Here is a 23,926-nt window from a genome sequence, read left to right on the forward strand (position 1 = left end):
ATGACGAACCTCGGCCGGCTCTACTCCATGCTCGACGGCGTCAAGCTGCCGGACGATCTCCCTTATTCCCAGGTGAGTTCCTGGGAGCTGCGCTTCCTGTATCTGCTCGGCCGCCATCGCCTCACGGGGGAGGACCGGCTGGTCGAACTCGGCTCGGGCGGCGGCGGATCGACGTACGCGCTCGCGCTCGGGCTGCGCGACAGCCCCGTGTTCGACGAGAAGACGGGGCGGCTGCACGCGTACGACTTCTTCCATGTCGGCAAGGGCACCTTCGCCACCGAGAAGTTCTTCAGCGCCGGCAGCAAGCCCGCGGACGGCGACACCTCGTTCCTGGACGACTTCCGCGAGCGGCTCCATCCCTTCCTGCCGTTCCTGGAGATCCACGCCGGTGACATCTGGCAGACCTCGGACCCGGACGACACCAGCCCGATCGAGTTCCTGCACATCGACATCGCCAAGACGGCCCGGGTCTTCCGCTGTGTCTCGGAGCGCTTCCTGACCCGGCTGCGGCCCGGCTCTGTCGTCCTGCACCAGGACTTCGCCGGGCCCCGGCTGCCGTGGCTGCACCACAGCACGGGCGCACTGCTGCCGTACATCGAGATCGCCGGGCCGCCGATCCGCTCCACGCTCGCCTTCGAGGTCACCAAGCCGATCCCGGAGGACGTGCTGCGGAGGATCTCCGAGGACGCCTTCACTTACGAAGAGAAGCTGAAGCTGATCTCCGCCGTGCAGGAGCGCGTCGACCGCGACCACACCGGCGGGATCCCCTTCAAGTCGGTGCTGGAGCTGGCGAAGGCGTATGTCGCGCACTACGACGGGCGGCACAAGCAGGCCTGGTCCATCGCACGGAAGCTGACGGACGACGAGTATCTGAGCCGGACCCGCGCCGACCACTTCGAGCAGTTGAGGACGGCGTACGAGAAGGACGGCGGCAGCGCCGGTTCCGGCTCGCTGCTGACCCGGCTGAGCAAGAAGTTCGCCGGACGCTGAGCACGAACGGGCCCCCCGCACGGACGGCGTGCGGGGGGCCCGTTCGTCGGCTCAACCGCCCAGGAGAACCCGGAGATCCGCGGCGTTCGCCTCGGTGATCTTCCACAGTTCCTGCTGGCGGCCGTGGACGTCGGCGACGGTCGCGGCGTGGTCGCGGAGCAGGTCCTTGGAGCGCTCCACCAGGCGGGCGGCCAGGTGGCGGTCGTGGACGGAGATGCCCCACTCGGGCCGGTCGATGTCGTGCAGGAAGTACGCCATCTTCGGGTGCGAGATCAGGCTGATGATCGGCGTGCCGCAGCCGAACGGGATCATGCCCGCGTGGCCGCGCATGCCGATGACCAGCTTGGTGCGCGCGTACAGATCGCGGATCTCGTCGTTCTCGAAGTCGTACATCGGGATGACCGGCATCGAGACGCCGTGCTCACGGCGCAGATCGAAGACGAGCTTCTCGTCGTCGAGGGAGTGCGCCACGCACTGCACCTCCGCCAGCTCGCCCAGCTCCCGCACCGCCTGGGCCATCTGGGCCAGGAAGTAGCCGTAGTCATGGCCGAAGCGCAGGCCCGCGCGGTCGTAGGCGGCGTTGATGAGGATGGTGTCCTCGCGGCGCGCCGGATCCTGCCAGCCCGGCACCAACTGACGCGTGACGGTCGTCGGGCAGGGCTGGAAGCGGATCTTGTCGTGCAGATGCGCCGGGACCATGGCGCGCACCTTCTCGATCGAGCCGTGGTTGCGCAGCCCGAAGAAGGCGGACTTCTCCACCAGCAGCCGGAGCGAGTCGCGGAACCGGCTCGCCCGGTAGGACTGGCCGTCGAAGGCGTTGAAGCCCACGGCGTACACCGCGATCGGCACGTCGATGCGGCGCATCAGCTCGTCCGGGACGTTCCACTGCCAGGCGCTGTTGCCGTTGGGCATGGTGTCCGGGATGAACAGGCCGCCACCGCCGATGACCATGCCGCGCCGGGCGTTGACGCGCTCCAGGGCGGCCTCGTCGAACAGCCGGTGGGCGTGGACCGGGTGCCAGCGCCGCGAGCCGGTGTCGGGGCCGAAGGCGCTGCGCACGCTCTCCGGGAGCAGCTTGTCGCCCGCGTTGCCCTGGCGGTCCATGTAGAAGGCGACGTGCGCCAGCTGGTCCTCGGGGGCGCCCAGTTCCTGGGCCGGGACGGAGGTGGCGCGCTGGGCCCACAGCCGGCTGGAGCGGTGGGTGATGTCCACGGACATACCGGCCGTGGCGTACTTCAGCGCGGCGGCGTTGTCGCCCTGCACCCAGGACATCTGGGCGAGGCGGGCGTAGGCGGTGGCGGCCCGGTTGGGGGCGGCCGTCGCCAGCAGCAGCTGCGCCTTGGCCTCGGCGGTCCGGGACACGCTCATCAGGGCGTGGCCGAGCACCTCGTGCGGCCAGGCCTCGTCGAGCGGGATGCGAACGCTCTCCAGGATGTCGACGGCGTCCTGGTAGTCACCGGAGGCGATGTGCGCGGCGGCGACCTTGCGGGCGGTCTCGACGTCGCCGGTGCGGGCGACGTGCGGGGTGCCGTAGTGCACGATCAAGTCGTGGTGCAGGCCGCCCGACTTCCCGAGGTACTCGGCGTGGAAGTCGGCGTCGGACAGCTCGTACTCGCGCCACTTCTCCTCGGCCAGGCTGTACCCGCTCTCGCCGCCCTGCCACGGCTTGTGGCGGCCGGTGAAGTGCAGGATCGCGGTGTCCTCGGGGACCGGGAGGTCGCCGGAAAGACGCCGCTTGACGAAGTTGTAGCGCGGGTCCAGGCGCACGAAGTCGCCGTCCAGCACGGCGTTCAGGATGCCCTGGTCGTGCTTGTCGAGTTCGTAGTCGCCGCTGCGGCCGGTGGCGTCCAGCTTGGCGCAGAACTCCTCGCTCAGGTACTCGCGCTGGATGACCAGGAGACCGGAGTTGAGCTTGTGCTGCCCGTAGAAGAACTGCGGGACGGCGGCGAGCCCCTCGCGGAGCTTGAGCAGTTCGCCGAGGTCACCGAGGACGACCATGTCGGTGTCGAGGGTGATGACGGTGTCGTACTCGCGCAGCCGGAAGACGTCGAGGATGAAGTACGCCTTGCGGACCAGGTAGTTGTCCTGGTCGCCCTTCTTGTACGCGTCGTAGTGCGTGTCGTTGACCCGCTTGAGGACGATCCGCGGATGCAGGGCACGGATCTTGGCGATCGAGCCGGGGCGCAGATCGTCGTAGAGGACGACGAAGTCCTCGCAGACGGTCGGGTTGGACAGGGCGAGGCTGCGCAGCAGGACGAGGAAGCCGGGGAGGTAGTTCTCGTCGACGTAGGACGCGAACGCGATGCGGCGCTTGCCGGTGAGGGCGGCCGCGTCGGTGACGGGAGCCTGGGTCGCAGTCAGGGTGGTCGTGGTCATCGCAGGGATATCCTCATGTCCGTCACGCTCTGGGCCCGCTCCATGACCCATGCCTTCTCGCTGGTGTATTCGTGCACGGAGGTGATGGCGAGCTTCATGGCCTCCTGCACGCGGTAGGCGCCGCTCTCGTAGAAGTCGAAACCGATCAGGTCGAGCTTCGGGCTGACGTCCAGGAAGTCCAGCAGGTAGAGCATGTTGAAGCCGGTGGTCGGGATGCCCGACCAGACGTCGGTGGAGACCTTGCCGATGTTGCGCACCGGCCAGCGCAGCGACTCGTCGCCCAGGTGGGTCTGGGCGCCGGGCACCAGGCGGTTGCGCAGCGACCACTTCCAGTCGCCGGAGACCCCGCCGAAGACGAGCCGGGTGTCGACCTGCTTGTCCCAGTTGAAGCCGTGCTTGTGGATGGTGGCGTGGATGTCGGTACGGCTGCCGGTGTGCTTCGGGTCGATCTTGAAGGAGTTGAAACGCACCACGAGGTCGTAGCCGTCGATCTCGGCGCCCATCGAACTGGCGCCGACCCGCCCGGAGTTGGCGATCAGGCAGATCGACTTGCCGGCGATCCGGTTGCGGAACTCACCGAGGCTGATCCACTGCACTCCGCCGATCGCCGGGTCGGCGACGGGGCCGCGCATCCGGCTGCGGCGCTGCTCGGCGTAGAGCGCGAGGACCTCGGTGAGGTCCGTGAGGGCGGCGGCATCGGTGTCGACGGCGATCCGCAGGTCCAGGTACTGGCTGAGCATGTCCTGGCGGTCCGGCACCGGGGCGTCGGTCATGGCCAGGAGCGCTCCCACCAGCCGGGGTTCGGCCGCCGCCCAGTCACCGACGGCGTGCGCGGCGAGTCCCTCGGCCCACACCTCGGTGGCGTCGCCGCGGGTGAACTCCTCGGCGCGCGGGCACTGGCGGCGCAGCAGCGCGAACAGCTCGCGCTCCTTGTCGCCCGCAGCGTGCAGGCCCGCGATCCGGGCGCGGACGCCGAAGCCGTCGTCGTCGGTGAGCCCGAGGTACTTCTCGTACGCCTCCAGCGCCTCGGCCTCCTCGCCGAGGGTCTCCATCAGCCGGGCGCGCAGCCGCCATCCGGCGCGGGAGTTCTTGCGCTGGGCGAGCACGGTGTCGCTGATGACCAGGGCGAGGTTCAGCTCGTCGTCGTAGCCGCACTTGAGCGCCTGGTTGGCGACGGCGAGCAGGGCGTCGAGCAGTTCGTTGGCGATGCCCTGGGCGGGGGTCGCGGCGCCCTTCACGGCACGCTTGAGCAGCGCGGTCGCGCCGGTCGCCGGGGCGGGTGCGGGCGCGGCGGGGGTGGTTCCCCATACGACGAGCAGCTTTCTGAGCTGTTCGGCGAGTTCGATTCGGCGGCGGTCGACACTGCCGACGACTTTGCCGCTGTGCACCGCGCAGGCACGCAAACAGTCGTCCAGCTCCCCTCCGCGCGCACGTGCCCGTCTGTTGTTGACCCTCGTCATGGCACTCCTGGGTTCTGCCAAGCCAATGCTGAGTTCGCCGCGGTTTACCGGCGGATGGGGGGATCTTGAAACCGTGTGATTATCCGTGGGGGGACGCTGAGCAAAATTAGGAAGGCAAAACGACGTTCAGGTGAACTCACCGGTACTACAGGGCCAATCGTTGGCCCGTCTCCTCGGACATCCCTGTGATTCGGACTAACGTGCCTAGCTGCACCCGGGGGAAGATCCGATAAGGGGAATATCTGTGACCAGCATGACCGTCCGACCGGTGATCGAGCCGCAACGGAGGGCGGAACGGACGGCACCCCGGGAGACTCGGCTACGGGCCCTGGACGGACTGCGGCTGGTCGCCGCGCTGATGGTGGCCGCGTACCACTACGGCGGCCGGGGCGGCGAGGTCACCGCGGCCTGGGGCAGCTCCCCCACCGTCCAGTTCCCCACGCTGCACGAGTTCTTCGCCTACGGCTGTCTCGGCGTCCAGGTCTTCTTCGTGATCAGCGGGTTCGTGATCTGCATGAGCGGCTGGGGACGGCCGCTGAAGTCCTTCTTCGCCTCCCGCGCCTCCCGGCTGCTGCCCGCCTACTGGGTGGCGGTACTGCTGGTGACGGCGGTGTTCGCGCTGCCGATGGTGGCCTACAAGGCGGTCTCGCCGAGCGACGCTCTGGTGAACCTGACGATGCTTCAGCAGCCGCTGGGCGTCGACCGGGTGCTCGGGGTGTGCTGGACGCTGTGGGCGGAGGTCCGCTTCTACGCGCTGTTCGCGCTGTGCGTCGTGCTGCCGGGTGCCACCCGGCGGCGGGTCATCATGTTCTGCGCGGGCTGGACGCTCGCGGCGGTCATCGCCGAGGCCGCGAACGAGCCGCTGCTCGACCTGGTCCTGATGCCCGAGTACGCGCCCTTCTTCATCGGCGGCGTCGGCCTCTACCTCATCCACCGCAACCGGCGGGACAACTACGGCTGGGGCATCGTCGGGGTCAGCTGGCTGATCGGGCAGCACTACGCGGTGCAGAACCTGTGGCGGGCGCCCAGCCCGGACGCCTTCGCCAACCGCACCTCGTTCGGCATCATGCTGGTGGTCACGCTCGGCTTCCTGGCCGTCGCGGCCATCGCGCTCGGCTGGCTGAACTGGGCGAACTGGCGCTGGCTGACGGTTGCCGGGGCGCTGACGTACCCCTTCTACCTGGTGCACGAGCACCTGGGCTGGGTGGTCATCAAGACCCTGCACCAGGATCTGTACCTGTCCTCCTGGGCGACCTTCACCCTGACGATCGGCTCGATGCTGCTGCTGGCCTGGCTGCTGAACCGTTACGTCGAGAAGCCGCTGACCCCACGACTCCGGACGGCCCTCGCCAAGATGCGGTGACCTGCGGGCGCGGGAAGACTGCGCCGTATGGCCAACGCGCAACAGGCACCCGTACTCCCCGGCGAGCTCGGCGATGTGCCGGGCTGGTTCCCCGCGCTCGACCAGACGCTGTTCACCTGGTTCCTTCAGCGGCAGGAGACCCTCGGTCAGCGGGGTGACCTGCTGGAACTGGGGGTCTATCTCGGCAAGAGCGCGATCCTGCTGGGGCGGCATCTGCGGCCCGGCGAGACCTTCACGGTCTGTGATCTGTTCGAGAGCGACGCGCCGGACGGGGCGAATCAGGCGGAGGCGTCGAAGTCGTACGCGTCGCTGACGCGGCAGGCGTTCGAGCGGAACTATCTGGCGTTCCATGACGCGCTGCCTCGGGTGATCCAGGGGCCGAGTTCTTTGATCACGGGGGAGGTCGCGGCGGGTACCTGCCGGTTCGTGCACATCGACGCGTCTCACCTGTACGAGCATGTGTACGACGACATCGGGGCGGCGCGGGATCTGCTGGTGCCCGACGGGATCGTGGTGCTCGACGACTTCCGCTCCGAGCACACGCCCGGAGTGTCCGTCGCGACCTGGGAGGCGGTGCTCAACCGGGGGTTGCGGCCGGTGTGTCTGAGCACGCAGAAGCTGTACGGCACATGGGGGGATCCCGGTGCCGTCCAGGAGGAGCTGCTGGGGATGCTCCGGGGGCGGGAGGACTGCGGGCTGAGTGTGCAGGACGCTGCCGGGCATCGGTTGGTGCGGGTGCGTGCCCGCAAGGTGAAGGCGCCGGCAGCGCCGGCCCCGGCTGCTGCGCCGGTGCGTCGGAGGTCTTGGTCTCGGCGGGTCGCTGTTGATCTGTTGCCGCCGGTTGTCACTCGGGCGGTGCGGAATTCACTCAAAGCGCGGGCCGGTGGGGGTTGATCGCGCAGTTCCCCGCGCCCCTAGGTAGGTCACCTCAACCCCTGCTATGACGAGCTGCAAGCCCTCCTCGAAGTGACCTTCGTAGTTCGCGAAGATCTCCTTGCCTGCCGCTGCCGACAACGGGAAGTCGGTCAGTAGGTGGGTTCGGCCGTCGAGGTCGGGCTTGGGGCCCTGTTCCTCTGTGACGAAGCCCAGGGTGTACGCGTACGTCGTTGTCGTGGCCCTCACCGCCTGGCTCAGGGTGAAGCCCGCGGTGGTGAACAGGTGGAGGTTGTCCTCCATCTGCTCGGCGTGCTCGATGCCGGTGAAGCTGGAGCCGCTGAAGACCTTGGCGCCGTCGCGGTAGCCGAGCAGGGCGGTGCGCAGGCCGCGGTTGGATTTCAGGAGACGCTCCTGCCAGGTGTCGGCGGGGTCCAGGTCGGCGCCCGCGACCATGCGGCGGTACATCTCGGTCGCCATCTCGTCCAGCAGGGCCTGCTTGTCCTTGAAGTGCCAGTAGAGGGCCGGCGCCTTGACGTCCAGCTCCTTGGCGATGGCCCGCAGGGTCAGGCCGTGCAGTCCGGTCTCGTTCAGGAGCTCCAGCGCGGTGGCGGCGACTCGGCGGCGGTCGAGGGGGGCTCGGCGTTCCGTGTTCACGCTTGACAGCTTAACGGCGTTAAGGCCATCCTCGTACCCGAGAGCACTTAACAACGTTAAGGGGAAATGGCATGGATACTGCTGTTTTGATCGTGGGTGCTGGTCCGACCGGGCTTGCCCTCGGCGTCGACCTCGCGCGGCGCGGGGTGGACGCGCTGGTGGTGGAGCGGGCGGAGAAGCTGTTCCCGGGCTCGCGCGGCAAGGGACTCCAGCCGCGGACGATGGAGGTCTTCGACGACCTGGGCGTGCTCGACGCCGTCCGGGAGGCGGGCGGGACCTATCCGGTCGGGATGATCTGGCAGGACGGGCGCCGGATGGGCGAGCACCGGATGTTCGACCCGGCCGAGGCGACCGAGGACTCGCCGTACAACGAGGGGTGCATGCTGCCGCAGTGGCGGACTCAGGAGATCCTCCACACCCGGCTGCGGGAGCTGGGCGGGCGGGTCGAGTTCGGGCGGGAGGTGGTCTCGCTGGAGCAGGACGAGGACGGGGTGACCGTCGGGTTCCGGGCGGGGGGTCCCCTGCGGGCGCGGTACGTGGTCGCCGCGGACGGGGGGCGGTCGGCCGTGCGGCGGGCCCTCGGGATCGGGATGACCGGGGAGACGGTCGATCCGCAGCCGACGCTGGTGGCGGACGTCCGGATCACCGGCCTCGACCGCGACAACTGGCACATCTTCCCGCCGTCCGAGAGCCACGGCTTCCTCGCCGTCTGCCCGCTCGCGGGCACGGAGGACTTCCAGGTGATGGCGCAGTTCCCGGAGGACGCCGAGGTGGACCTCTCCCCGGAGGGCATACGGAAGACGGTGGCCGCGCGCTCCCACCTCGCGCCCGAGGACGTGACGGAGGTGCGGTGGGCCTCGGACTTCCGGCCCCGGGCCGCGCTGGCGGACGCCTTCCGGTCCGGCCGGGTCTTCCTCGCCGGGGACGCGGCGCACATCCACTCCCCGGCCGGCGGTCAGGGCCTGAACACCAGCGTCCAGGACGCCTACAACCTGGGGTGGAAGCTGGGGGCGGTGGTGGCGGGGTCGGCCGATGCCGGGCTCCTGGACACCTACGAGGAGGAGCGGCGGCCCATCGCCGCGCAGATGCTGGCGGTGTCCACCGGAGTGCATCGCGGTGAGGTGCGCCGCGGGGAGGCGACCCGGCAACTGGGGCTCGGCTACCGCGACTCGTCCCTCACCGAGGAGACACGCCCCGCGCCGGGGCCTCTCCGGGCGGGCGACCGCGCACCTGACGGCATGCTGGACGGCGTACGGCTGTTCGACTCGTTCCGGGGGCCGCACTGGACGCTGGTCGCGGTGGGCGTCGAGGCGCCGGAGGTGCCCGAGTCGGTGCAGGTGGTGAGCGGCGCGGAGCAACCGTCGTACGGGACGGGGCTGTTCCTCGTGCGGCCGGACGGCTATGTGGGCTGGGCCGGCGAGGCGGCCGGTGAACTGCCCGCCTATCTCGCCCGGCTCGGGGTCTAGGAACCCGCCAGCGACAGCTTCACGGCGAAGCCGAGGAACAGTGCGCCGGCCGCCGAGGTCGCCCCCGCCGACAGGCGCTTGCGGCGGCGGAAGGCGGCGGAGAGTCTCGTGCCGCCGAATATCAGAGCGCTCAGGTACAGGGCGCTGGCGATCTGGGCCAGCACGCCGAGCACGACGAAGGAGAGCGCCGGGTAGGCGTATCCGGGATCGACGAACTGCACGAAGAAGGCGACGAAGAACAGGATCGCCTTGGGGTTGAGGAGGCTGACGACGAAGGCCCGTCGGTAGGGCCGCTCGTCGGGGGCCGGGGCCGAAGTCTCCTCGAGGGCCGACTCGCGCCGCGCCCGCCACATCCCCCAGGCCGCCCGCAGCATGCCGACGGCCAGCCAGGTCAGATAGCCGGCACCGGCGTACTTCACGATGCCGAACAGCACGGCGTTGGTCTGGAGCAGCGAGGCGACTCCGGCCGCGGACAGCGTCATCAGCACGGTGTCCCCGCAGAACACCCCGGCCGCGGCGGTGTACCCGGCCCGAACGCCCTTGCGGGCGGCCACGGACAGCACATACAGCGAGTTGGGCCCGGGCAGCAGGACGATCAGGATCAGGCCCGCGAGATAGGTGGGGAGGTCGATGACACCGAACATGAAAAGGAGTGTCGCACGGGGGTACGACACTCCGATTCCGGGTCCCAGGGGGCGAGACGGTCAGACGGTCAGAAGGCGTCCGACGGCACGTAAGTCCCCCAGATCTCCCGCAGGGCGTTGCAGACTTCGCCGACCGTCGCGCGGGCGCGCAGGGCGTCCTTCATCGGGTACAGGACGTTGTCCTCGCCCGCGGCCGCCTTCTTCAGGGCGGACAGGGCCGCGTCCACCGTCTCCTGGTCGCGCTCGGCACGGAGCTTGGCGAGCCGCTCCGCCTGCTGGGCCTCGATGGCGGGGTCCACGCGCAGCGGCTCGTAGGGCTCCTCCGCTTCCAGCTGGAAGCGGTTGACGCCCACGACGACCCGCTCGCCGGAGTCGGTCTCCTGGGCGATGCGGTACGCGCTGCGCTCGATCTCGTTCTTCTGGAAGCCGTGTTCGATGGCGGTGACCGCGCCGCCGAGTTCCTCGACCTTGTGCATCAGCTCCAGGGCCACCTGCTCGACCTCGTCCGTCATCTTCTCGATGACGTAGGAGCCCGCGAAGGGGTCGACCGTCGCCGTGACATCGGTCTCGTAGGCCAGCACCTGCTGGGTGCGCAGGGCGAGCCGGGCCGACTTGTCCGTCGGCAGCGCGATGGCCTCGTCGAAGGAGTTGGTGTGCAGCGACTGGGTGCCGCCGAGGACCGCCGCGAGGCCCTGGACCGCGACCCGGACCAGGTTCACCTCGGGCTGCTGGGCCGTCAGCTGGACGCCCGCGGTCTGCGTGTGGAAGCGCAGCATCAGGGACTTGGGGTTCTTCGCGCCGAACTCGTCCCGCATCACCCGGGCCCAGATCCGGCGGGCCGCGCGGAACTTGGCGACCTCCTCCAGGATCGTCGTACGGGCCACGAAGAAGAAGGACAGCCGGGGGGCGAAGTCGTCGACGTCCATGCCCGCCGCGACCGCAGTGCGGACGTACTCGATGCCGTCGGCGAGGGTGAAGGCGATCTCCTGCGCGGGAGAGGCGCCCGCCTCCGCCATGTGGTAGCCGGAGATCGAGATGGTGTTCCACTTCGGGATCTCGGCCTTGCAGTACTTGAAGATGTCGGCGATCAGGCGCAAGGAGGGCTTCGGCGGGAAGATGTACGTCCCGCGCGCGATGTACTCCTTCAGCACGTCGTTCTGGATCGTGCCGGTCAGCTTGTCCGCGCTGACGCCCTGCTCCTCGCCGACCAGCTGATACATGAGCAGCAGCAGGGCCGCCGGGGCGTTGATGGTCATCGACGTCGAGACCTTGTCCAGCGGGATCCCGCCGAACAGCACCCGCATGTCCTCGACCGAGTCGATGGCGACGCCGACCTTGCCGACCTCGCCGTGCGCGATCGGCGCGTCCGAGTCGTGGCCCATCTGGGTGGGCAGGTCGAAGGCGACCGACAGACCCATGGTGCCGTTGGCGATCAGCTGCTTGTAGCGTGCGTTGGACTCGGTCGCGGTGCCGAAGCCGGCGTACTGGCGCATGGTCCAGGGGCGGCCGGTGTACATCGACGGGTACACGCCGCGGGTGAAGGGGTACTGGCCCGGTGCGCCGAGCTTCTCGGCGGCGTCCCAGCCCGCAAGGTCATCCGGTCCGTAGACCGGTTCGATGGGCAGTCCGGACTCCGACTCGCGCGCCATGGTGTGTTGCCTCCCGCCGGGCAGTTCGCTCGCTGCCTACTTACTCACTGGTACAGACCGACCCTTCGACGGACTGTAGCCGCGTGGTGCGCACCCGGAGGAGTGCAGCACGCTGGGACCTTGCTCACAGCTTCGATGCGGTCCCGGTCACAACGATGCACCGCCGTTCGCAACCAGTCATCCGCGGGGAGCATCTCAGAGGACATCGACGCCTTTGGGGGGCCGGATGGGGACCATGAGGAGAACGGCCGCCGCGCTGGCCTCGGCGGCGGTGCTCGCGGGCTGCACGGTGGAAGCGGCGGGGGACGACGGGCGTTCGCCGGTCCGGATCGACCTGCCCGGCGACACGCCGTCCGCGTCACCGGACGACGCCAAGCCCTCGCCCCCCGCCGAGAAATCCGAGGCGCCGAAGCCGCCCGAGGTCCTCTGGTCGCGCGGTGACACCGGCCGGGACGTCCGGGAGCTCCAGGCCCGGCTGCGCCAGGTCGCCTGGCTCTACGACGGCCCCACGGGGACGTACGACGATCTCACCGAGCGGGCGGTCAAGGGGTTCCAGGGCAAGCGGGGGCTGCCGAGGACGGGGAAGACGGACTCCGTCACCTGGAAGCGGTTGCTGAAGATGACCTCGGAGCCCGGCAAATGGGATCTGTATCTGATGGGCGGACAGCCCGCCGCCGAGCCCGATCCGCGCTGTCTGACCGGCCGGGTGCTGTGCATCGACAAGACGAGCCGCACCCTGCGCTGGATGGTCGACGGCCGGACCCTGTCCACCGTGGCGGTGCGCTTCGGCTCCGAGTACACCCCGACCCGGGAGGGCGTGTTCCAGGTGTACTGGAAGTCCCGCCACCACCACTCCACGCTCTACGACTCGCCGATGCCGTACGCGATGTTCTTCAGCGGGGGCCAGGCCGTGCACTACTCGTCCGACTTCGCGGCCCGCGGCTATGCGGGTGCCTCGCACGGCTGCGTCAACATTCGGGACGAGGGGGCCATCGCGGCGCTGTTCGCGCAGGTGAGGAACGGCGACAAGGTCGTCGTCTCCTGGTGAGAGTGGGGCGCGGACGGGACCGGGGGAACGTGTCCCGCCCGCGCCAGGTGCACGAGCCGTAGGTACGGGGGGAACCCCGGCTCAGTGCGACGGCCGATGACCAGTCGGCTCACTGAATACTGCGCCCACGCCGCCGAAAACGTCACACCCCGCGCGAAAAAAGTTCAGCGGTTTACAAAAATGCAGGTCAGCAGGCGTGTCGCAGTGTGCGCCCGCAGTCACGAAGCGGACTGGGCCCGGCTCTGCGGGGCGGACATCGTGCCGGTGACGGCGCCGTCGGTGCGGTGGTTGCCGCCGGGGTCGCCGTGACCACGACCGTCGCTGTGACCTCGGCCGTTGCCGTGGCCGCGCTCATGGCCCCGGCCGTCCCCGTCCCCGTCGCCGTCCCCGCCCTGGTCGTCCCGGTCCTCGCCCTGCCCGTTGCCGCTGCCGCCGCTGTCGCCCTTGCCGCGGCCCTGGCCGTTCTCCGCGGAGCCGAGCAGGGCCTTGCAGTACTTCGACACGCGGGCGGAGCCACCCGCGGCGCCCTCCAGGGCACGCCTGCGGTCGTCGCCGAGGCGCTTGCCGTCGCGCAGGTCCCGGCAGGCGGAGGTGAGGGTGGAGCGCCACGCGCCGCCGTTGCGGTCCTGGCTCCGGTCGCCGGTCGTGGCGCCGGGGCCCGGGTCGGCGCCGCCCGACGTCCGGGAGTCGTCCGGCACCTGGGTGCCGGCCCCGTCGTCGGGGCGGTTCTCGCCGCCGAGGGCGTCCTTGGGGGGCGGCGACAACAGCGGGTGTTCGGGTGCCGAGACCGAGGCGCCGGGCGCCGGTTCGCCGCTGTCGAAGGGCGTGGGCAGCACTCCGGTTCCGACCGCCGCCGCGACCCCGCCGATCATGCCGACGGCGAGCGCGGCGGCCAGCCCGAGGCGCACCCGGCGCGCCCAGCAGGGGGTACGGCGCGAGTGGCCGGGGATGCCGAGGCGGATGAGACCGGCGTCGGAGGAGTGCGGAGGGCCGGGGGGCGCGGCGGATCCGGCGCGAGCGGTGCGCTCGGCGCTTTCCGTGCGGGCAGCTCGGAAGGCCGCCAACGCCGCTGCCTCGCCGGGGAGTTCGGCGCTGATCGGCGAGGGTTCGGCGGTCAGTGCCTCAAGCGTCTTGGCGAGGCGATCGGCCTGGTCCCGGTCGGCCGCATGACCAGCTTCCAGTGGCTCCCCGCTCAGAAGACGTTCCGCCGTCTCAGGGTCCAGCCATCTGAAGTGCTCGTCGGCCATCACACATCCTTCTGCGTCCGCGCACGCGTATGCGTCACACTCGGCGTCACACTCGCGGACGTCACCGTGCGTCCACGAGGTTCTCGCTGGGGCGGCATCGCGTCGAGGCTGCCGCCCGATTCCGGATCGGCCTCCGGACGGTCGCCGATAAGTTCGGCGAGGCGCTTCAGACCCCGGTGCGCCGCCGTACGCACCGCGCCCGGACGCTTGCCCAGCGTCTCGGCGGCGGTCTTCGCGTCGAGGCCCACCACCACCCTGAGCACGACGGCCTCGGCCTGGTCCTGCGGGAGCCGGGCGATCAGGGAGAGGGTGCTGTCGGTGGCCAGCGCCTCGATGGCCTCGCCCGCGGTGTCGGACTCGGCGGCCCGGCCGGTCAGTTCCGTCTCGTCGCCGCCGATCGCGGGGCGGCGGCCGCGCATGCGTATGTGGTCCAGCGCGCGGTTGCGGGCTATTCGTGCGGCCCAGCCGCGGAAGCGGTCCGCGTCCCCGCTGAAGCGGTCCAGGTCCCGGGCGATCTGGAGCCAGGCCTCCGACGCCACGTCCTCGGCGTCCGGGTCGCCGACCAGCGTCCGTACGTATCCGAGCAGCCGTGGATGCACCGAGCGGTACACAGTCCGGAACGCGGTCTCGTCCCCGTCCTGTGCCGCAAGCAGCGCGGCGGTCAGCTGCGCGTCGTCCCCCAGCACTCGGTACCTCGGTAGATGGTCGGGTGGATGGCCCCGGCTCGGCGGCCCGCCGATGGCTTCAGTGATCATTCAACTTCCCCCGTGCGGCGCGAAAGGCACGTTACGACCTGAAACCGCTGCTCGTCCATGTCCGTACAAGGCGCAACGCAGTCGTGACGGACCGGGGTGTGACAGAAAACGCACTCATGGCGCTGTAGGAAGTACGGGCCGCCGCGCGGCCCGTGCCGCGCGACGGCCGGGGCCTCTCCTGTGGGGGGTGGCGGCCCCGGCCGTTGCTTTGGCAGGGACCTTCGAGGTCGAGTCGGGCGAGCCGACTCCGAGAATCCGGGAACCCGAAGGGCTCAGTTCCTCTGGCGGGCCTTGTCGTTGGCGTTGTCGCCGCCGTTCTGGGAGGCGTCGTCGCCGCCGTTGCCGGAAGCGTCGTCCCTGCCCTTGCCCTTGTCGGCTTCCGCAAGCTGCGCCGCACAGTAGGTGTCGACCTTCTCCGCAGTGCCCGCCGCCTCGAGAAGCCGTTGCCAGGCCACCGAATCCAGCGCCTTGCCGTTGCCCGACACCTGTGCGTACGCGCGGCACTGGGCCTCGATGTCCTGGGCGGTCTCCGGGCGGTCCGTCGGATCGTGGCCGGGGCCTGCCGTCGCGGAGGAGGCTCCGGCGCCCGGATTCGTCGAGGCCCCGGCCGAGGGAGTGGCCGTGCCGTCGTCGGCGCCCGCGTCCGAGGAGGAACCGCTTGTGCCGATCGTGGCGAAGGCGACCCCGCCGAGCGCGAGGCTCGCGCCGAGCAGCGAGAGCGTGACCCGCAGGGAGCGCACGGTGCGGCGCCACGCGCGGGGGCGCCAGTCGTCCCGGCGCCGGGTGCGGGCCCGGTGCGTGCCCGCGTCCCGGGCGGCCCGGAAGGCGTCCACGGCGCGCCGCTCGCCCTCGGCGTCCACGATGGCCGGGCGCATGGCCGCGGCCAGCAGGGCCTCCAGGTCGGGCCGGGCGCCGGCTCCGTGCGGGCCGGACGGGGTGCCGCCAGGGTGCGCACGCCGACGGCCGGCCCGGCCGCCGTCGCTCAGCTGTTCACCCATGTCCGTTTCCGTTCCTGTTCCGACCTGTCCAACCCGGGATCCATGGTCCCCGTGGGTCCTGTGTGGCCCATGAGGCCTGTGCAGGCCGCGTGTCCCCGGTGGGACGACGCGATTCCCGCGACCGATGAGTGGGCTGCGCTCCCCAGACCTACGCCTGCGCTTCCCGCTCCGTTCATTTCGACTCCCCCAGCGTGCGGGGGCCGTCATCCGTCACACCGCTCTCCGCGCCCAACTGCACCGCCAGGCGCTTCAGACCCCGGTACGCGGCAGTGCGCACCGCGCCGGGGCGCTTGCCCAGGACCCGGGCCGCGGCCGGGCCGTCGAGTCCGACGACCACCCGCAGCAGCACCGCCTCGGCCTGGTCCCGCGGCAGCGCGCGGACCAGTTCCAGCGCGTACTCGGTGGAGATCGACTCCAGCGCCTGCTCGTGCGTGCTGTGCGGTCCGGGCAGGTCGAGTACGTCCTGCTCGGTCGCCGTCGCCCGGGGCCGTACCCGCTGCCGTCGCAGATGGTCCAGCGCCCGGTGCCGGGCTATGGTCGCGCTCCACCCCCGGAAGCCCGCGCCGTCACCCTTGAACCGGCCGAGGTCCCGGGATATCTCCAACCAGGCGTCGGAGGCCACGTCCTCGGCGTCGTCGCCGACGATGCCGCGCAGATAACCGAGGAGCCCGGGCTGCACGAGCCGGTAGGCGACCGCGAAGGCCACCTCGTCGCCCTCCTGCGCCCGCGCCACGGCCGTACCCAGCTCCCCGTCGTGCGCGTGCCCGCGACGGGGTTCCGCTCCCTGGCCCAAGAACTGTCCTCGTCCTGCCGAGTTAACGGCGGAACCGCACCGCACGGCGCGCCCCGCCTCTTGCCACGCCCCCCACGGTCAACAGCGCCGGGCTTCACAGAAGTGTCACAGCAGCCGCCTTAACCTCACCCTTCTCATGCCACCGCCCGTCGTGTCCGGCCGTGCAAGGTCAGATAGAAGGTCTGGAGGGATTCCTCGGGTCCGCCCGATTCGAACCGGTTGCGGACCTTGCCGAGCGGGTTCCAGACCCGGCCGTCCGGCATGCGTACGCCGACCGGCTGGCCGAAGTAGGCCCGCTGCGGTTCGTCGTAGTCCACCCACTGCGCGCCTGCCCGGCGGACCAGCACCTCGCCGACGTACGCACCGAGACCGAAGAGCGTCCGGTCGGCCTGCTCGCGGTCGGCGCCGCCCTTGCGCAGGCCGTCGATGAGGAAGTCGACGACCCGCAGGCTGGCCACGGAGTAGTCGAGCGGCAGCCGGCTCCGGGCGGTGACCCGGGCGACGAAGGCGGCCGTGTACGCGCGCATCTCGCTCGCGCCCGGCACCCGTCCGTGCACCTGGCCCATCGGCCCCACCCTTCCGGTCGTTCCGCGGGCGAGCCTTCTCGGCTCCCCCATCACTTCCAGCGGATTCCGCCACCGGGGCATCACGGGTCGGGGCTGTGCTCATTCACACACAGAAATCACACAGTCCCGTACAACCTTTTGTTCGAGTGACGTTTGAATCCGCCCCAACGCTTAGGGAGAGCGCACCTGTGACAGGTGTGGCTGTTGTGTCCGATCTCCATAGGGGTGGGGTAGTTGAGTCCTCGAAGGACCCATGCGTACAAGCCGCTCAGTCTTAAACGGCGGGCCTGGCTGACCGTCGGAGCGGTCGTCCTGAGCGGCGCGGGAGTCGTCACGTATGCGATGGCGGACCAGTCCTCGCAGTCCGACGACAAGGCCGCCGAGCGCGGTCCGTCGGTGCACACCCTGAAGCTGGAGAACAAGGGCGGCGGCCGCAAGGGCCTCGCCAAGCGGGACACCGAGCAGTTCAGCGCCGTCGTGGTGACCTGGGACGACCCCGAGGCGACGACCAAGGGCACGCCCGAGGTGCGCACCCGGGACGTCGAGACCGGCGATTGGTCGCCGTGGCGTCAGGTGGTCCTGGACCCGAGCCAGGCCGACGGCAAGGAGGCCGAGCGGGCCGCCCTGCGCGGCGGTACCGAGTCGGTGTGGACCGGTGCGTCCGACGGTGTCGAGGTGCGGGTGGTGAACGCCGACGGCACCGAGGTCGGCGGCCAGCCCGCCGGTATGGACGTCAAGCTGCTCGACCCGGGCACCGACCCCGAGGGCGACCTGGACCCGGCCGCGTTCGTGGCGGAGACGCCGACGCCGACGGAGACCGCATCGCCGACAGAGACCTCCACGCCCACGGAGACCGTGTCCGCCACGCCGACCGAGTCGGACCCGGCCTCGCCCACGGCGACCACCTCCGAGTCGCCCACCGACTCCGGCTCACCGACGGCGACGCCGACCCCGACTCCCACCGTCCCGGAGGCCCGCCCCTCCACGGTCGTCAAGCCACCGATCATCACGCAGGCCGAGTGGGGCGCGTCGACGAAGTACAACGGCACGCCGGAGTACGGCACCGACATCAAGGCCGCCGTCATCCACCACACCGGCGTCGACACCGACAACAAGCTGTCCTGCGCCGAGTCCAGGGCCCGGATGCGCACGATCCAGCAGGGCCACCTCGGCCAGGGCTGGTTCGATGTCGGCTACAACTTCGTCGTCGACAAGTGCGGCCAGATCTTCGAGGGCCGCAGCGGCGGCATGGACCTGCCGGTGATCGGTGCGCACGACGCCGGTTTCAACACCGACACGCTCGGCATCTCCTACATCGGCAACTTCGAGACGGCCAAGCCCACCAAGGCCGCCCTCGACGCCATCGCCCGGGTCGTCGCCTGGAAGTTCGGCATGTACGGCATCGACCCGACCGGCAAGGTCACGCTGACCTCGCGCGCGCCGCTGAACTACAGCGGCAACAAGGTCGCCGAGGGCACGAGCATCACGCTGCCGCGCGTCTTCGGCCACCGGGACACCAACGCCACGGCCTGCCCCGGCGCCAACCTGTACCCCAAGGTGAGCGGCATCGCCACGCTGGCCAAGACCCCGGGCATCTCGCACGCCCTGGCCACCGCCGACGTGAACCGTGACGGCGTCAGCGACCTGGTCGCCGGCACCCCGAAGGCCAACCGCGTCACCGTGGTCCCGGGCAGCATCGACGGGCCCGCCCCGGCGTCCCGGATCGGCTTCACGCAGAACACCGCCGGCGTCCCCGGCACCTCCGAGTCCGGCGACGCCTTCGGCACCGCGACCGCCTGGGGCGACGTCAACGGCGACGGTCACGCCGACCTCGCGATCGGCTCGCCCGGCGAGGACGACACCAGCGGCAACGCCGACCGCGGCCAGGTCACAGTGCTGTACGGGCCTGCCCTCAACACCGGTTTCTCGTACACCACGACCGGCGTCACAGCGGCCGGCGCCAAGCTCGGTTCGGCCGTCACCGTCGGCGACTTCAACGGCGACGGCAAGGCGGACGTCTTCTCGGCCGGCACCGGCAAGGGCGGCACGTACAACGTCCGGCTGACCGGCGGTTCGACGACGTACGGCAGCCTCACCACCGCCACCGGCGCGATCGCCTACCTGGACGCCGCGACCGGTGACTTCAACCGGGACGGCTACTCCGACGTCGCCCTCAACTACCGGGACACCGGCGGCATCGGCCGGGTGGTCCGCTTCGCGGGCTCGGCGAACGGCCTGACCAAGGCCGGGGTGCTGTCGGTCAAGGGTGGCCGGTCCGTCGCGGTCGGCGACTTCAACGGCAACGGCTACGACGACCTCGTCATCGGCCAGCCGGTCGCCTCGGAGTCCGGTGCCGTCTCCGGCGGCCAGATCACCATGCTGTTCGGCACCTCGACCGGCTTCACCACCACCGGCATGAAGGTCATCCACCAGGACACCTCGGGCGTCCCCGACACCAACGAGTCCGGCGACGCCTTCGGCATCTCCGTCTCGGCCGGTGACTACAACGCCGACGGCTACGCCGACGTCCTGACCGGCGCCCGCAACGAGGACCTCACCCGCAGCGGCGTCAGCTACGCCAACGCGGGCGCCGTGGCCCTGGTCAAGGGCTCCTCGACGGGGCTGACCGGCTCCGGCGCGGTGGCGATCTCGCAGGACACCACGAGCGTCCCCGGCGCCGCGGAGGCGGGCGACCTGTTCGGTACGTCCGTGTCGCTGACCGACCTGTCCGGCTTCGGCCGTGCCGACCTCACGATCGGCGCCGACGGCGAGGACGGCACGGACGGCGTCCTGCTGCACATCCCGAGCAACAGCACCGGCCTCGGCTACGGCGACTCGGTGATCTACAGCAAGACCGCCCTCGGCACGCCGACCGACGGCGGGCTCGGACAGGTGCTGGCGCCGTAGCGGCGGCGACAGCCCACAGATCCGGCCGGGGTCCCGCCCACTGCACGGGACCCCGGCCGCGTCATCTCCGTCCGCTCGTCGCGTCCCGGCACAGCAGCCGCAGCGAGCCGTCCCCGGCGAAGCAGCGGCGGGCCTCCTCCATCGGGTCCCACAGCTTGCCGTCGGGCGTACGGATCCAGTGCTCACCGCCGGACGCCCACCACTCGGCGCCGGTCTGGCGGACTATCACCTCACCGGCGTACGCCCCGAGGCCGCGCAGCACGTTCGCCACGGCGCCCTGCGGAGTGCCCTCCCGGCGCAGGTCGTCGATCATCCGGTCCACCCGCCACAGGCTCTGCGCCGTGTAGTCGAGGCGCAGCCGCGCCCCCTCGCGCATCGTCGATACCGCGTCCGCCGCCCATCGCACCGGCTTCGCCGCAGCCGAGGGCCTGGTCTGCTGCTCTGTCACAGTCGTCACATCGACAAGAGCGTGGTCAGGCCACGTTTCGTCACCCGGATCCGGGGGCTGCCCGCAACCGGCGCAGGACCGACCCATCACCGCCTCAGGACGGTCACAGGAAAACCCCGGCACGAGGGTGTGACATCTGGCGGCCCCTGTGCGCTCCAGTCACTGATGAGCGTGTACTTCCATCTGCGCGCGGTGCCGCCCCCGGCGCTGCGCAACAGCGCGTCATGGTTCCGTCGGCTGTTCGACGACGACTGGGACACCGTCCGGGACCGGATCGGCCGGCACCGCGAGGAGGTGCTGGACAAGGGGTATCTGGACCACGAGTTGCTCTACGCGGGCAGCCCGCCCGACCGGGCGCCGGACGGCCCCCGTACGCATGTGGTGCTGGGCGGCCGCCCGATCGGCCACCCCGATCCGTCCCGGCCGCCGTTCCTGCTGCTCACCGCCGCCCAGGCCGGCCGAGTGGCGGACTACCTGGAGGGGACGGATTTCGAGGAGCTGTGGGGGCGGGCCCGCGAGGAGGTGATGCGCCCCTACGGCATGCCGGAGGCGGAACGGGATGTGCGGGGCCTGTTCGCCGCGGCCCACCGGGACCTGCGCGCCTTCTACGCGCAGACCGCCCACTACGGCGACGCGGTGGTGAAGTGGCTGATGAGATGAGGCGCGAACGGCTCAACTGCGGCCCCGCGCCCGTCTCGACACCACCGCCCGCAGGACCCGGCGCCCCTCGGTGGACACCTCCAGCGCCGGACGCAGCCCGCCCGCGCCGTGCCCGGCGAGGAGTTCCAGGACGGTGATCTGACGGCGCAGTTCGGCGGCGACCAGCGGCGGCATGCCCTCCGTACGGCCCTCGCGGCGGGCGTCGACCGGGGCGTCGTCGTCGGCCGCGTCGAGCAGGCGGTGGATCTGGAGCGAGGCGACGGAGCAGGCGTCGGCCCAGACGCGTACCCCCGAGTCGGCCGGTGCGGGCGGGGCGGCGTCGAGCATCCGCCGGGCGAGGACGGCCGCCTCGTCCTCGGCGGAGTCCTCCGGGGCGCCGAGTTTGTCGCGCGCCTGTTCGAGGCGCTCGCCCCACAGCCCGGTGTCGCCGCCCTCGGTGAGGGTGGCCCACAACGGCCGCAGCAGTTCGTCGTCACCGCCCAGCAGGGGCACACACCGATCCAAACAAGCCAACCCGCTGGCGGCCAGTCCGCGTTCGTCCGCCCGAGCGATCAGCTCCACCAGACTCATCCACGCCTCCCTCGCCTGCGGTCTTCCCTTACGGAACCCGCACTTCCCCTAACTGCGTGCGACGGCCCGGGAGTGTCACAGGGGCACCACTGCGAGCCGGTCGAGCAGCCGGAAGAAGAGGTTTTCGGCCAATGGGTCGGGATCGGCGGCGAACACGTCGAGCAGGGGTTCCGCGGCCACGGTGTGCCCGGCCTCGGCGGCCCAGGCGACGGCCCGCTCGGCGGCGTCGCGCGGGTGGAGGAAGTAGTCCTCCAGGGAGAGCCCCTCCCCCGCACCGAGCCGGCTCGCCATGGCGTCCCGGCCGAGGCACGTCGTCCACGCCCCGCTCTCCGGCCCCGCCGCCTCCACCACCGCGCAGTCGCTGTCCATGACGTACCCGAAGAGCGCGGGCGCCCCGCTCTGATGAGCGAGTTCGTGCATGTTCCCGACGTCACCCTCGCCGCTCGGGTACTCCCAGACCTGCCAGCCGCCCGGCGCCTCCTGGCGCAGGGTCATGTCCGGCGCGCCCGCCAGTGCCGCCAGCTCCGCGAGCGGCCGCTCGGCGCGACCCACGACGAAGTACCCCCAGTAGCCCATGTCCGTTCCCCCAGGCTGTTCAGTTCGGCTCCGGCCGAATACACCACAGCCGTACGCCCGTTCGCAGCCGAACCGGACAATCCGTACGCGACGCTCAGCCGAGCCGATCGGCCAGGGCCCGGAACTCCGCCCACGACCCCTGCGGCGTGCCCGGGTTCCAGAGCTTCTCCACGGTCGCCCGCAGCGGCATGCGGATACCGGCCGCCACCTGGTCCTGGGTCTGGGAGTTCGCGAGGTCGCACCAGACGGCGAAGGACCCGCCGAGGATCTGGCCGTCGTACTTCGCCGGGACCGCCTCGGTGCCGCGCAGGACCCTGGGCGTCCACTGCTCGAAGATGCGCTGCCCGGTCGGATAGACGAAGGTCTGCGGCTGGCCGAGGACGTAGTAGAGGAACTCGTCGTTGTAGTTGATGACCTGTCGCCCCGCCGACAGGTACTCCACCGGCAGCCGGGCGCCGATCTCCTTGCCGGTCCAGTAGGCGACCTGGATGTCCTTGTCCGCGGTGACGGAGGTGTCCCGGAAGAAGCCGTCGTTCCAGGCCCGCACGGTCTTGTCGTGGACGCGCATGGTGGCGGCGCGGTCGTTGACCCAGCCGGTCGCCAGGTCCTCGACGGTCGCCCCGGCGCCGAACTCCTGCCGCGCCGCGGCCGCGAGCTGCGGGAAGGACGCCTCCGGGTCGGACACGGTCAGCGCCTGGTACTCGTCACCGCCGAGGTGCCACTGGCCGCCGGGGAAGACCTCGGCGAACTCGTTCAGCAGGTCGTCGACGATCTGGTGGGACTCGTCCTTGGAGATGTCGATCGCCCCGCGCGTGGCCGTGCCCGAGGTATTGCGCAGCTGGAGATCGGGATGGGCCGCGATGACCGCGCCCAGATGCCCCGGCGAGTCGATCTCCGGCACGACGGTGATGTGCCGCTCCGCGGCGAGCGCCACGATCCGCCGCACCTCCGCCTTCGTCAGATGCGGGTCGGAGACGACCTCGGGGTGCGAGTCGGACTGGATCCGGAACGCCTGGTCGTCGGAGAAGTGCAGGCCGAGCTGGTTGAACTTCAGATCGCCCAGCTCCCGGACGCGGTCCTCGATCCAGCCGGCCGTGAAGTGCTTGCGCGCGATGTCCAGCATGAACCCGCGCACCGGCTTCGCGGGCTCGTCGCGTACGACGCCCTCCGGGGCCGTACCCCCGGCGTGCACCGTCTGCTTCAGCGTGCGGGTGCCGTAGAACACGCCCGCGTCGGCGGCCCCGCTGATGTTCACCCGCCCGCCGCGCACGGTCAGGGAGTACGACTCCGGGTCCGCGCCCTCGTCGTCGTTGAGCGACAGCCGTACGTCGCCCGCCAGCACGTCGTCCTTCTCACCCGCGTAGGAAAGCCCCAGCTCCCGCGCGAGCAGCCGCGCCTCGTCGGCCAGGTCCGCGTCCCCCACGACCACCCGCTGCCCGCGCACCGGCCGCCAGCCGGGCCCGCGCGCCGGGGTGTGCGAGCGGACCGCCGGGATGGTCCGGGGCGTGCTGGACAGGGCGTACGACTTGGTGGGACTCGGCGTCGGCTCGGCCGCGGACCGGGACTCCTCGGCCGCCCGGGACGAGGCGCTGCCCGACGGCTGCCGTCCCGCCGACCCGGTCGGCCCGCTGTCCCCGTCGTCACCGGAGGCCCACAGTCCAAGACCCACCCCGAGCCCGGCGACCAGGACCCCGACCAGCAGAGCTCGCTGTCCGACTTTGTGCTGGGGCGTCCGGCGCCGGTGCTGACTCACCCAGCCAACCTACGACCGATGCGCACGGCGTGCGTCAGCCAGACGTTCCGAAACTCTCCCGTTCGGCTGAAATTCGGGCATCCGTCGGACGTGTTACGTCCACTGTCGATAACGTGGCGCCACATCT

The 23,926-nt window shown here is 70.8% G+C and carries 21 protein-coding genes; 7 read left to right on the plus strand and 14 right to left on the minus strand.

Annotated elements, in window-relative coordinates:
* Window positions 1-990, plus strand: coding sequence for a class I SAM-dependent methyltransferase (locus tag BN159_RS17220; protein WP_015658278.1), 990 nt, complete (start codon window positions 1-3; stop codon window positions 988-990).
* A 51-nt stretch (window positions 991-1,041) separates the two neighbouring features.
* On the opposite strand, the gene BN159_RS17225 is transcribed toward BN159_RS17220, so the two are convergent.
* Window positions 1,042-3,366 (minus strand): glycosyltransferase, encoded by a 2,325-nt coding sequence (locus BN159_RS17225; RefSeq protein ID WP_015658279.1) that lies wholly within the window; start codon window positions 3,364-3,366, stop codon window positions 1,042-1,044.
* Window positions 3,363-4,826 (minus strand): glycosyltransferase family 29 protein, encoded by a 1,464-nt coding sequence (locus BN159_RS17230; RefSeq protein WP_015658280.1) that lies wholly within the window; start codon window positions 4,824-4,826, stop codon window positions 3,363-3,365. Before BN159_RS17230 ends, BN159_RS17225 begins: the two co-directional genes overlap by 4 nt.
* Before the next feature lie 253 nt (window positions 4,827-5,079).
* Here BN159_RS17230 and BN159_RS17235 point away from each other — a divergent pair, with 253 nt between their 5' ends.
* Together BN159_RS17235 and BN159_RS17240 are read left to right on the plus strand one after the other, a co-directional pair.
* Window positions 5,080-6,189 carry an acyltransferase family protein gene (locus tag BN159_RS17235; protein ID WP_015658281.1) on the plus strand — a complete coding sequence of 370 codons (1,110 nt, stop codon included), beginning with the start codon at window positions 5,080-5,082 and terminating at the stop codon, window positions 6,187-6,189.
* Window positions 6,190-6,216: 27 nt separating this feature from the next.
* The gene (locus BN159_RS17240; RefSeq protein WP_015658282.1) at window positions 6,217-7,083 is read left to right on the plus strand and encodes a class I SAM-dependent methyltransferase; all 867 of its coding nucleotides are present in this window, start codon (window positions 6,217-6,219) and stop codon (window positions 7,081-7,083) included.
* Here the strand turns inward: BN159_RS17240 and BN159_RS17245 are convergent.
* A complete protein-coding gene (locus BN159_RS17245) occupies window positions 7,054-7,719 on the minus strand; it encodes a TetR/AcrR family transcriptional regulator C-terminal domain-containing protein (protein WP_015658283.1) in 666 nt (221 codons plus the stop codon). The two genes, BN159_RS17240 and BN159_RS17245, sit on opposite strands and share 30 nt — an antisense overlap.
* A 71-nt stretch (window positions 7,720-7,790) precedes the next feature.
* Here BN159_RS17245 and BN159_RS17250 point away from each other — a divergent pair, with 71 nt between their 5' ends.
* A complete protein-coding gene (locus tag BN159_RS17250) occupies window positions 7,791-9,185 on the plus strand; it encodes an FAD-dependent oxidoreductase (protein ID WP_015658284.1) in 1,395 nt (464 codons plus the stop codon).
* Here the strand turns inward: BN159_RS17250 and leuE are convergent.
* Entirely contained in the window at window positions 9,182-9,829 is a 648-nt protein-coding gene (leuE, locus tag BN159_RS17255; RefSeq protein WP_015658285.1) for a leucine efflux protein LeuE, read from the minus strand. The two genes, BN159_RS17250 and leuE, sit on opposite strands and share 4 nt — an antisense overlap.
* 68 nt (window positions 9,830-9,897) lie before the next feature.
* Window positions 9,898-11,478, minus strand: a complete 1,581-nt coding sequence (locus tag BN159_RS17260) for an acyl-CoA mutase large subunit family protein (protein WP_015658286.1) — start codon at window positions 11,476-11,478, stop codon at window positions 9,898-9,900.
* A gap of 235 nt (window positions 11,479-11,713) precedes the next feature.
* On the opposite strand from BN159_RS17260, the gene BN159_RS17265 reads away from it, so the two are divergent.
* Window positions 11,714-12,526: a L,D-transpeptidase family protein gene (locus BN159_RS17265; protein ID WP_015658287.1), complete on the plus strand. Its 813-nt coding sequence runs from the start codon at window positions 11,714-11,716 to the stop codon at window positions 12,524-12,526.
* Between the two features lie 218 nt (window positions 12,527-12,744).
* Here BN159_RS17265 and BN159_RS17270 read toward each other — a convergent pair whose 3' ends face one another.
* From BN159_RS17270 to BN159_RS17290, 5 genes are all read right to left on the minus strand, one after another.
* Window positions 12,745-13,773, minus strand: a complete 1,029-nt coding sequence (locus BN159_RS17270; protein ID WP_015658288.1) for a hypothetical protein — start codon at window positions 13,771-13,773, stop codon at window positions 12,745-12,747.
* Window positions 13,773-14,459 carry an RNA polymerase sigma factor gene (locus tag BN159_RS17275; protein WP_015658289.1) on the minus strand — a complete coding sequence of 229 codons (687 nt, stop codon included), beginning with the start codon at window positions 14,457-14,459 and terminating at the stop codon, window positions 13,773-13,775. The genes BN159_RS17270 and BN159_RS17275 overlap by 1 nt, the downstream gene beginning before the upstream one ends.
* A 341-nt stretch (window positions 14,460-14,800) precedes the next feature.
* Window positions 14,801-15,526, minus strand: coding sequence for a hypothetical protein (locus BN159_RS17280; protein WP_015658290.1), 726 nt, complete (start codon window positions 15,524-15,526; stop codon window positions 14,801-14,803).
* Window positions 15,527-15,698: 172 nt separating this feature from the next.
* Complete coding sequence (locus tag BN159_RS17285; RefSeq protein WP_015658291.1) at window positions 15,699-16,319, minus strand: RNA polymerase sigma factor; 621 nt, start codon at window positions 16,317-16,319, stop codon at window positions 15,699-15,701.
* 134 nt (window positions 16,320-16,453) lie between these two features.
* A complete protein-coding gene (locus tag BN159_RS17290; protein WP_015658292.1) occupies window positions 16,454-16,885 on the minus strand; it encodes a hypothetical protein in 432 nt (143 codons plus the stop codon).
* Window positions 16,886-17,119: 234 nt separating this feature from the next.
* Here BN159_RS17290 and BN159_RS17295 point away from each other — a divergent pair, with 234 nt between their 5' ends.
* Entirely contained in the window at window positions 17,120-19,792 is a 2,673-nt protein-coding gene (locus tag BN159_RS17295) for an FG-GAP-like repeat-containing protein (RefSeq protein WP_015658293.1), read from the plus strand.
* Window positions 19,793-19,853: 61 nt separating this feature from the next.
* Here BN159_RS17295 and BN159_RS17300 read toward each other — a convergent pair whose 3' ends face one another.
* Complete coding sequence (locus BN159_RS17300) at window positions 19,854-20,327, minus strand: hypothetical protein (protein ID WP_231905620.1); 474 nt, start codon at window positions 20,325-20,327, stop codon at window positions 19,854-19,856.
* A gap of 78 nt (window positions 20,328-20,405) precedes the next feature.
* Here BN159_RS17300 and BN159_RS17305 point away from each other — a divergent pair, with 78 nt between their 5' ends.
* Complete coding sequence (locus BN159_RS17305) at window positions 20,406-20,900, plus strand: DUF1877 family protein (RefSeq protein ID WP_015658295.1); 495 nt, start codon at window positions 20,406-20,408, stop codon at window positions 20,898-20,900.
* A 12-nt stretch (window positions 20,901-20,912) separates the two neighbouring features.
* On the opposite strand, the gene BN159_RS17310 is transcribed toward BN159_RS17305, so the two are convergent.
* The 3 genes from BN159_RS17310 to BN159_RS17320 form a co-directional block, all read right to left on the minus strand.
* The gene (locus BN159_RS17310) at window positions 20,913-21,470 is read right to left on the minus strand and encodes a hypothetical protein (protein ID WP_015658296.1); all 558 of its coding nucleotides are present in this window, start codon (window positions 21,468-21,470) and stop codon (window positions 20,913-20,915) included.
* A gap of 75 nt (window positions 21,471-21,545) precedes the next feature.
* Window positions 21,546-22,046 (minus strand): hypothetical protein, encoded by a 501-nt coding sequence (locus BN159_RS17315; protein WP_015658297.1) that lies wholly within the window; start codon window positions 22,044-22,046, stop codon window positions 21,546-21,548.
* Between the two features lie 94 nt (window positions 22,047-22,140).
* Entirely contained in the window at window positions 22,141-23,799 is a 1,659-nt protein-coding gene (locus tag BN159_RS17320) for a family 20 glycosylhydrolase (protein WP_015658298.1), read from the minus strand.
* Window positions 23,800-23,926 lie beyond the last annotated feature (127 nt).

It is taken from the genome of Streptomyces davaonensis JCM 4913 (assembly GCF_000349325.1).
GTDB lineage: Bacteria > Actinomycetota > Actinomycetes > Streptomycetales > Streptomycetaceae > Streptomyces > Streptomyces davaonensis.